We start from the raw sequence: 7,553 nt of genomic DNA, 5'->3' as shown, positions 1-7,553 counted from the left end.
TTTTCATAGAAGCTTCTTTGGCAGCAATCATGGCTTCCAATTCGTTTACTCTGTCTGAACGATCTTTAAAATCGGCACTTAGTTTTCCTAAACGTGCTTTTTCAGCAGCCAATGCTTTTTCTTTAGCTTCCAATTGCGCTAGTAAATCACGGTTTTTGTCTAGGTTTGCTTTTAGAGATTCGTCGCTATTTTTCTCTAAAGCGTTATATGAACTTTGCAGCGTTTTCAAATTATTACTTGAAGCAGCATAATCCGAAGCAAGTTTGTCTCTTTCTGCTTTTAATTTATCCAATTCTGTTTTTAGTGCTCCGTTGTCTAATTCAAACTGATTTTTAGCGGTTTTTAAACTTTCATTTTCATCAGAAAGTGAATTTCGTTCTTTTTTTAGTTCGGCAAATTTTGTTTCTAAATCGGCAAATATTTTTTTAGAAACACATGAAGTTGTCATGGCTAATACTAATAATCCTAAGGAAATTTTCTTTATCATTATTCTGGGGTTTTATTTATTATTTTAAAATTACTCTATTTCTACTAAAACGGGACAATGGTCAGAATGTTTTGCTTCAGGCAAAATAATTGCTCGTTTCATTCTTTCTTTTAGTGATTCACTAACCAAATTGTAATCGATACGCCAACCTTTGTTGTTACCACGAGCTCCAGCTCTGTAACTCCACCAAGAATAATGATGTGGTTCTTTGTTAAAATGACGGAAACTATCTACAAAACCGCTTTTCATAAAACCGTCTAGCCAAGCACGTTCTTCAGGCAAAAATCCTGAAGTTTTAGCATTTTGTGTCGGATTATGAATATCTATTGCTTCATGACAAATATTATAATCGCCACAAATAACTAGATTCGGGATTTCTGTTTTTAGGTTGTTAATGTAGTTCTGAAAATCATCCATAAACATAAATTTATGGTCTAATCTTTCGATATTCGTTCCAGATGGCAAATACAAACTCATAATCGAAATATCATCAAAATCGACACGAATAGTTCTTCCTTCAAAATCCATGTGTTCTACTCCTGTTCCAAAAACAATATTTTTAGGTTCTGTTTTTGATAAAATTGCTACACCACTATATCCTTTTTTTTGTGCAGAAAAATAATATTGGTACGGATAACCAGCTAATGCTATTTCCATAACAGGAATTTGATCTTCGGTAGCTTTTATTTCCTGAAGACAAATAACATCAGGATTTGCAGCTTGTAACCAATCGAGAAAACCTTTAGTAATGGCGGCTCGAATTCCGTTTACATTGTATGAAATAATTTTCATTTTTAGACGATTCGTTTTTTCAAAAGTATAGAAAAAATAGTCAATTTAGAAAAGAAATTTAATTTACTTTTAAAGTCTTTATAATCAATGTTATTTCGATAGTAATTTAATAAACAATATAGATTAAGGCGAAAGTTTTTCTGAAAATTAAACAACTTTTGTTATCTTTGTTTTTCGCCAAAAATTCAGAACTAAATGGGTTTAGTAACCGCTAAAGAAGTTGCAAAAGCAATAAACGCCGATAAATATGGAATTTTGGGAACTTTCTCGGGTTGGTTACTCATGAAAACCCTTAAAATTTCTACGCTTAATAAAATTTACAACAGGAATAAACATTTACAAGATGTTGAATTTCTGAATGCTATTTTGGATGAATTTCAAATTAAGTTCGAAATTCATCAAGAAGATCTAAAAAGGTTACCAAAAGACGGAGCATATATTACGGTTTCTAACCATCCTCTAGGAGGAATTGATGGTATTTTACTGCTAAAATTAATGCTCGAAAAAGAGCCTAATTTTAGGATTATTGCTAACTTTTTACTTCATAGAATAGAACCAATGAAGCCTTATATCATGCCTGTAAATCCTTTTGAGGATCACAAAGATGCTAAATCAAGCGTGATAGGAATTAAGGAAACGCTTCGTCATCTTAGAGACGGAAAACCATTGGGGATGTTTCCTGCAGGAGAAGTTTCTACTTATAGAGATGGTAAAATCATGGTAGATAAACCATGGGAAGAAGGCGCTATTAAAGTAATACGAAAAGCCCAAGTGCCAGTTGTTCCTATCTATTTTCACGCTAAAAACAGTAAGTTTTTTTATTTTCTTTCTAAATTAAGCGACACTTTGCGTACTGCTAAATTGCCATCGGAATTATTAACTCAAAAAGACAGAGTGATTAAGGTTCGTATAGGAAAACCAATTTCTGTAGCCGAACAAAACGAGCATGAAACCATCGAAGCTTACTCAGAGTTTTTACGCAAAAAGACCTATATGTTGGCAAATGCCTTCGAGAAAGAAAGCAAATTACTTACAGTTCCTAGTTTAAAATTACCAAAAAACCCTAAAGAAATTGTTACTGGTGCCAATCGAGAAAAAATGATTAGCGAAATTGATACTCTTCGTGAAAAAGGAGATAGGTTATTAGAAAGTAAAAATTATGAAGTGTTTTTTGCTGAGGCCAATGATATTCCTAATGTTTTACACGAAATAGGACGTTTGCGTGAGATTACTTTTAGAGAAGTAGGCGAAGGCACAAACGAATCTATCGATATTGACAAGTTCGACAAACACTACCACCATTTATTCTTGTGGGACTCAGAAGCAAAAGTAATTGCGGGTGCTTACAGAATGGGATTGGGATCAGAAATTTTTGCAAAATATGGAATAGATGGATTTTATCTTCAAGATTTGTTCCGTTTCGAGCCTGAATTGTATGATATGATGAGTAAATCTATCGAAATGGGCAGAGCATTTATTATTAAGGATTACCAGCAAAAACCAATGCCATTGTTTCTACTTTGGAAAGGAATTGTGCATACTACATTGCGTCATCCTGAGCATACTTTCTTGATAGGTGGCGTGAGTATAAGCAATCAATTTTCTGATTTTTCGAAATCATTGATGATTGAATTCATGAAATCTAACTACTATGATCCGTATGTTGCACAATATATTCACCCTAAAAAAGAGTATAAAGTAAAACTAAAAGACGCCGATAAAGATTTTATTTTTAATGAAGCTGAAGCCGATTTGGTAAAATTTGATAAAATACTAGACGAACTAGAACCTGGTAGTTTGCGTTTGCCTGTTTTAATAAAAAAATACATCAAACAAAATGCAAAAGTAGTTGCGTTTAACGTAGATCCGTTGTTTAATAATGCTGTCGATGGTTTAATGTATATACGAATTGCAGATATTCCAGAAAGTACCATGAAACCCGTTATGGAAGAATTTCAAGCAGAATTGGAACGAAAATTAGCAGAAAAGGAGATTAATTAACTGTAGAAAAATATCTTTTTCAATTAATTTCTTTTCTTGTTTTTTCTACAATCGTTGTAGGTAAAATAGTTCGCATGACATCTTCATAACCCGCTATTCTTTTGTTACCATAAACCGATGTTGGTAATAACGGGTATTTTTCTCTATCAGATACCAATGCATTTTCTAATGGTTGATTAAACGGAGAGAAACCAGCAAAAGGATGTGTTGCGCCCCAAAGTGTAATTACTTTTATACCCAACATTGCTGCAATATGTGCATTGCCAGAATCCATAGAAAGCATAATATCAAGATTTGAAATTAAATCTAACTCTTCTTGAAACGTAATTTTTCCTGCAACATTTAGTACGTTTTCATTGTTTTCTGAAAGCGAATTCAACTGTTTTATTTCTTTTTCACCACCGCCAAAAAGTAAAATTTTACAATCAAGATTTTTTGATAAATCATTTATAGTTTCCTGCATCAAATCTAACGGATAAACCTTGCTTTCATATTGTGCGAAAGGAGCAATCCCTATCCATTTTTCATTTTTATTTCCAACAACTGAAATTGTTTTTTCTGATAAAATTGCGCTTTTTGGAAAAACGGGATTACTTAAATCTATTGGAAAACCTAATTTTTTAAAAGTATCACAATGCACTTCGAACATTGTTTTTAGTGGTTTGAAAATTTTATTTTCAGCTCTTGTTAATGCCTTTTTATCGGCTCTTCCTTTGTTTGAAGCAGCTACTATTTTTCCCATTAGAAGAAATAATTTTCTAATCGTTTTAGACCGAATAACATTATGCAAATCGGCAACAACATCAATATTTAATTTTTTTAAATCGAAAAACAACCTTATTAATCCCAAGAATCCTTTGTGTTTTTTATTTACATCAACACCAAAAAAATGTATGTTGGGAATTGTATCAAAAAAAGGTTTGAAAAATGGTCGGGAAACCACCGTAATTTTCACATCAGGATGTTGCAAAACAAAGGCTCTCAAAACTGGAACCGTCATGGCGACATCTCCCATTGCTGAAAGCCGAATTACTAGAATGTGTTTAATTTTTTTTGACAAAAAAATGATATTAAATTTGTCATTTCGACGAAGGAGAAATCACATAATCATAAACTTAATGAGATTTCTCATTCGTCGAAATGACAAAATAGGTGTTTATTTCTTATTCTGATACAAAACAGGATTCAACTCATCGTCGTTGTACATTTTCATTTGTTTGTATACTTTCATATATTTAGCTCCAGATTCAATATCTGTTAGTAAATCATCTATTGCAGTGGTCAAATCTTTCTTTTGTTCTAACAAAACATTTAGTTTCTCTTGACATTTTGCTCTATGTTCTACAGAAGCTTCTTCACGAGTTGCTTCTTCGTTCATATGATAAATTTTAAGTGCTAGAATAGACAATCTATCAAAGGCCCAAGCTGGACTTTCTGAGTTGATTTTTGCAGATGGTTTTACATTTACTGAAGTGTATTTTTGAAGAAAATAACTATCAATATATTCGACCATATCGGTACGAACTTGGTTAGAAGCATCGATTTTTCTTTTAAGAACTAAAGCTTCGACTGGATCTATATTTGGATCACGAATAATGTCTTCATAATGCCACTGAACAGTATCTACCCAGTTTTTAGCATACAACAAATGTTCTATTTTCTCTTTTGGATACGGGTTTGCTATGGGTTGATCTACGTTATCAAATTTGTGATAATCATTGATGCTTTGTTCAAAAATGGGAAAGGCAAATTGTGAAAACATATTTTTTAGTATTTTATTGAATACAAATATACTTTTTATACCTTTATCAAACCAAATTAACGGCTAATTTTCATAAAATGCACATTCATTATATCTCAGAACAAAACAGTATTCTCAATCATTTTTTGGCACAAATACGTGATGTAAATATTCAAAAAGACAGCATGCGTTTTCGTAAAAATATTGAACGTATTGGTGAAATAATGGCCTATGAATTAAGTAAAACTTTGTCCTATAAAGATATTGATGTTCAAACGCCACTAGGAATAAAAAAAACGACGACTATTGCAGACAATGTTGTTTTGTGTTCTATTCTTCGGGCCGGATTAGCGTTGCATACTGGTTTTATGAACTTTTTTGATAGTGCCGAAAACGGATTTGTTTCCGCCTACAGACATCATTACAACAATGATGATGCTTTCGAGATTTTAGTCGAATACCAAGCGGCTCCTTCTTTTGCAGGAAAAAATCTAATTTTAATAGACCCAATGTTGGCCACAGGTCAATCGCTTGTGGCTGTTTTGCATAAACTACATTTAGAACAAAAACCTAAAGAAATTCATATTGCAGTCGTTATTGCTGCTCCAGAAGGGATTAAATTTCTGGAAGAAAATTTACCTAAAAACTGTCATCTTTGGGTAGCTGCATTAGACGAAAAACTAAACGAAAAAAATTACATTATTCCTGGTTTGGGTGATGCTGGAGATTTAGCTTATGGGGATAAGTTATAGCTAGAATAAAAAAGCAGTTTTTGGAGTTATCAAAAACTGCTTTTTGCATTTTATATTTAAATTTTACTCTACTGCTATTTGATGATTTTCTGATCGACTGTTCAATCACAATTCCTTAAATGGAACACTTTATTATAAAAGTGTCGTGGGAGAAGCAGCCCTGCAAGCATAATGATGAATAAAATTAATATTGAATTTTTCATAGTTTGTTGTTTTATTGTAATGTCTAAATCTATTAAAGAAGTCTTTGGTTTTTAAAATAAGTTTACATTGGACTTGTATTTCCTTTTGGGTTGTATTCCCAAGAGCGTGATTTTGATAATTGGTCTCCAATTAGTAGAACAATTAGTAGAGGAAACACAACAAGACTAGTTATTTTTACTGGATCGACTTTTCTTACTTTGATCTCTTTAATCTCAACTAAAGAAATTTGTTTTTCTTCTCTTCCCATTTTGAAGTTAGCTATACTATCGTTTAGAACTACTAAACTGGCTTTTACAAATTTATTATCTTTTTTAATTTTATATTTTTTTCCCACTAATAAAGGAGTTTTGTTTAAATCTATATTTTTATAGCTATAACAGCTTTGTAATAGAAATGAAATTAGAAATATATAAATAATTGATTTTTTCATAAGCTTTTAATGTATTCGATTTATTGGTAATCCTAAACTTTGCAAGCAAAAGTAATTCTTATAGATTTACAAATTTTACTGTTTTTCCTCACACTTTGTTAAATAATTTTTAATAAAAAACACAAATCTATTTTATGTTCATTCCTTGTTTATCGAATATAATAAAATCAGTAGTTGGTTTTTCTTCTACTTTTTGATTTGGATAAAGATGATACAAAACTTTAGTTTTTGCATCAATGGTAATATTTTTTTCTTTGGCGTAGAATAAAATCCATGTAGGAATAAAAGCATAATCAATTCCTTTAATTAATCCAATAGTTTCAGGGTGTTCTGTGTCTCCTGAAATAAAAAATTTCTTTCCATGCCAGTCAATAATGTACGAATAATGGTTAAATGAAAATCTATGTTTTGTTCTGAATGACTTTATTTTGAAGTCAGAAATATCTTTTTCAAGTCTGCTTATTTTTTTTCGATTACTACCAGAGTAAATTTTGCCGTTTAATTTTTTTACTATTTTTTTAGAATAATGGTCTGCGTGTTTGTGTGTAAAAATGAAGATCGAGTTATCTTTAATTTTATTCAATTCAGTTTCGTCATAAGTCATATATCCATATGCTCCAGATTTGTAAGGAAAGTCAAAATAAATATTCGTATTTCCGTCTGTCATATGAAAACCAGCGTTTCCAATAAATGTTATTTTAATTTCGTTTGTTTGTCCAAAACTAAAATTTGTAAGAATAATAAATAAAATAGAGACAATTGTATTTTTATAAGTGTATTTCATTTGAGTTTTTTTTAACATTATAGTTAACGTTTCGCTGCGACGCCGCGTTGTGGAATAAAGCGAGCTGAGTTCTTTCCGCCAAGATAATGAATTTTCGTGATGAAAAATTATTAAGCTACCGTAAAACCGCAATGAGTTCGTGACAGCTGTTATGCATCGTTATTTTCCCAGATAGCGCGGATTTGCAACCCGATGGCTCGGATTGCAAATCCGCGCTATCGACCGTTGAACATATCCGAGCCATCGGTTATTTAGCTTATGGGGATAAGTTATAAGCTGTTTTTAATCTTACTCATTAATTCCGTATAAAATTTCTTTCATTTTGCTACCGTTTATTTCTACTGGCTTGTAAGCAACATTAA

At 31.6% G+C, this 7,553-nt stretch carries 7 protein-coding genes and 1 pseudogene; 2 read left to right on the top strand and 6 right to left on the bottom strand.

Annotation, left to right across the window (positions count from 1 at the left end; translation table 11 throughout):
• Together ACHZC3_RS10910 and ACHZC3_RS10905 are read right to left on the bottom strand one after the other, a co-directional pair.
• Positions 1-487 (bottom strand): annotated as a pseudogene (locus ACHZC3_RS10910) (cell envelope biogenesis protein OmpA); the annotation flags it as partial.
• A gap of 30 nt (positions 488-517) precedes the next feature.
• Positions 518-1,279: an exodeoxyribonuclease III gene (locus ACHZC3_RS10905; RefSeq protein ID WP_394759886.1), complete on the bottom strand. Its 762-nt coding sequence runs from the start codon at positions 1,277-1,279 to the stop codon at positions 518-520.
• A 195-nt stretch (positions 1,280-1,474) separates the two neighbouring features.
• On the opposite strand from ACHZC3_RS10905, the gene ACHZC3_RS10900 reads away from it, so the two are divergent.
• Complete coding sequence (locus ACHZC3_RS10900; protein ID WP_394759885.1) at positions 1,475-3,280, top strand: GNAT family N-acyltransferase; 1,806 nt, start codon at positions 1,475-1,477, stop codon at positions 3,278-3,280.
• Positions 3,281-3,299: 19 nt separating this feature from the next.
• On the opposite strand, the gene ACHZC3_RS10895 is transcribed toward ACHZC3_RS10900, so the two are convergent.
• Together ACHZC3_RS10895 and ACHZC3_RS10890 are read right to left on the bottom strand one after the other, a co-directional pair.
• The gene (locus tag ACHZC3_RS10895; protein ID WP_394759887.1) at positions 3,300-4,295 is read right to left on the bottom strand and encodes a glycosyltransferase family 9 protein; all 996 of its coding nucleotides are present in this window, start codon (positions 4,293-4,295) and stop codon (positions 3,300-3,302) included.
• 141 nt (positions 4,296-4,436) lie between these two features.
• Positions 4,437-5,042, bottom strand: a complete 606-nt coding sequence (locus ACHZC3_RS10890; RefSeq protein WP_394759884.1) for a DUF4254 domain-containing protein — start codon at positions 5,040-5,042, stop codon at positions 4,437-4,439.
• Between the two features lie 77 nt (positions 5,043-5,119).
• Here ACHZC3_RS10890 and upp point away from each other — a divergent pair, with 77 nt between their 5' ends.
• The gene (gene upp / locus ACHZC3_RS10885) at positions 5,120-5,773 is read left to right on the top strand and encodes a uracil phosphoribosyltransferase (protein WP_394759883.1); all 654 of its coding nucleotides are present in this window, start codon (positions 5,120-5,122) and stop codon (positions 5,771-5,773) included.
• 265 nt (positions 5,774-6,038) lie between these two features.
• On the opposite strand, the gene ACHZC3_RS10880 is transcribed toward upp, so the two are convergent.
• The gene (locus ACHZC3_RS10880; RefSeq protein WP_394759882.1) at positions 6,039-6,407 is read right to left on the bottom strand and encodes a hypothetical protein; all 369 of its coding nucleotides are present in this window, start codon (positions 6,405-6,407) and stop codon (positions 6,039-6,041) included.
• Positions 6,408-6,534: 127 nt separating this feature from the next.
• The gene (locus tag ACHZC3_RS10875; RefSeq protein WP_394759881.1) at positions 6,535-7,191 is read right to left on the bottom strand and encodes an MBL fold metallo-hydrolase; all 657 of its coding nucleotides are present in this window, start codon (positions 7,189-7,191) and stop codon (positions 6,535-6,537) included.
• Positions 7,192-7,553 lie beyond the last annotated feature (362 nt).

The sequence above is a fragment of the Flavobacterium sp. genome, from assembly GCF_043720215.1.
Classification (GTDB): domain Bacteria; phylum Bacteroidota; class Bacteroidia; order Flavobacteriales; family Flavobacteriaceae; genus Flavobacterium.
This window is presented reverse-complemented; position numbering and strand designations above follow the sequence as displayed.

What these genes read in the sequence shown, in the direction of transcription:
- ACHZC3_RS10905 (WP_394759886.1), bottom strand. Translation starts at nt 1,279, where the DNA reads ATGAAAATTATTTCATACAATGTAAACGGAATTCGAGCCGCCATTACT.
- ACHZC3_RS10900 (WP_394759885.1), top strand. Translation starts at nt 1,475, where the DNA reads ATGGGTTTAGTAACCGCTAAAGAAGTTGCAAAAGCAATAAACGCCGAT.
- ACHZC3_RS10895 (WP_394759887.1), bottom strand. Translation starts at nt 4,295, where the DNA reads ATGGGAGATGTCGCCATGACGGTTCCAGTTTTGAGAGCCTTTGTTTTG.
- ACHZC3_RS10890 (WP_394759884.1), bottom strand. Translation starts at nt 5,042, where the DNA reads ATGTTTTCACAATTTGCCTTTCCCATTTTTGAACAAAGCATCAATGAT.
- upp (WP_394759883.1), top strand. Translation starts at nt 5,120, where the DNA reads ATGCACATTCATTATATCTCAGAACAAAACAGTATTCTCAATCATTTT.
- ACHZC3_RS10880 (WP_394759882.1), bottom strand. Translation starts at nt 6,407, where the DNA reads ATGAAAAAATCAATTATTTATATATTTCTAATTTCATTTCTATTACAA.
- ACHZC3_RS10875 (WP_394759881.1), bottom strand. Translation starts at nt 7,191, where the DNA reads ATGAAATACACTTATAAAAATACAATTGTCTCTATTTTATTTATTATT.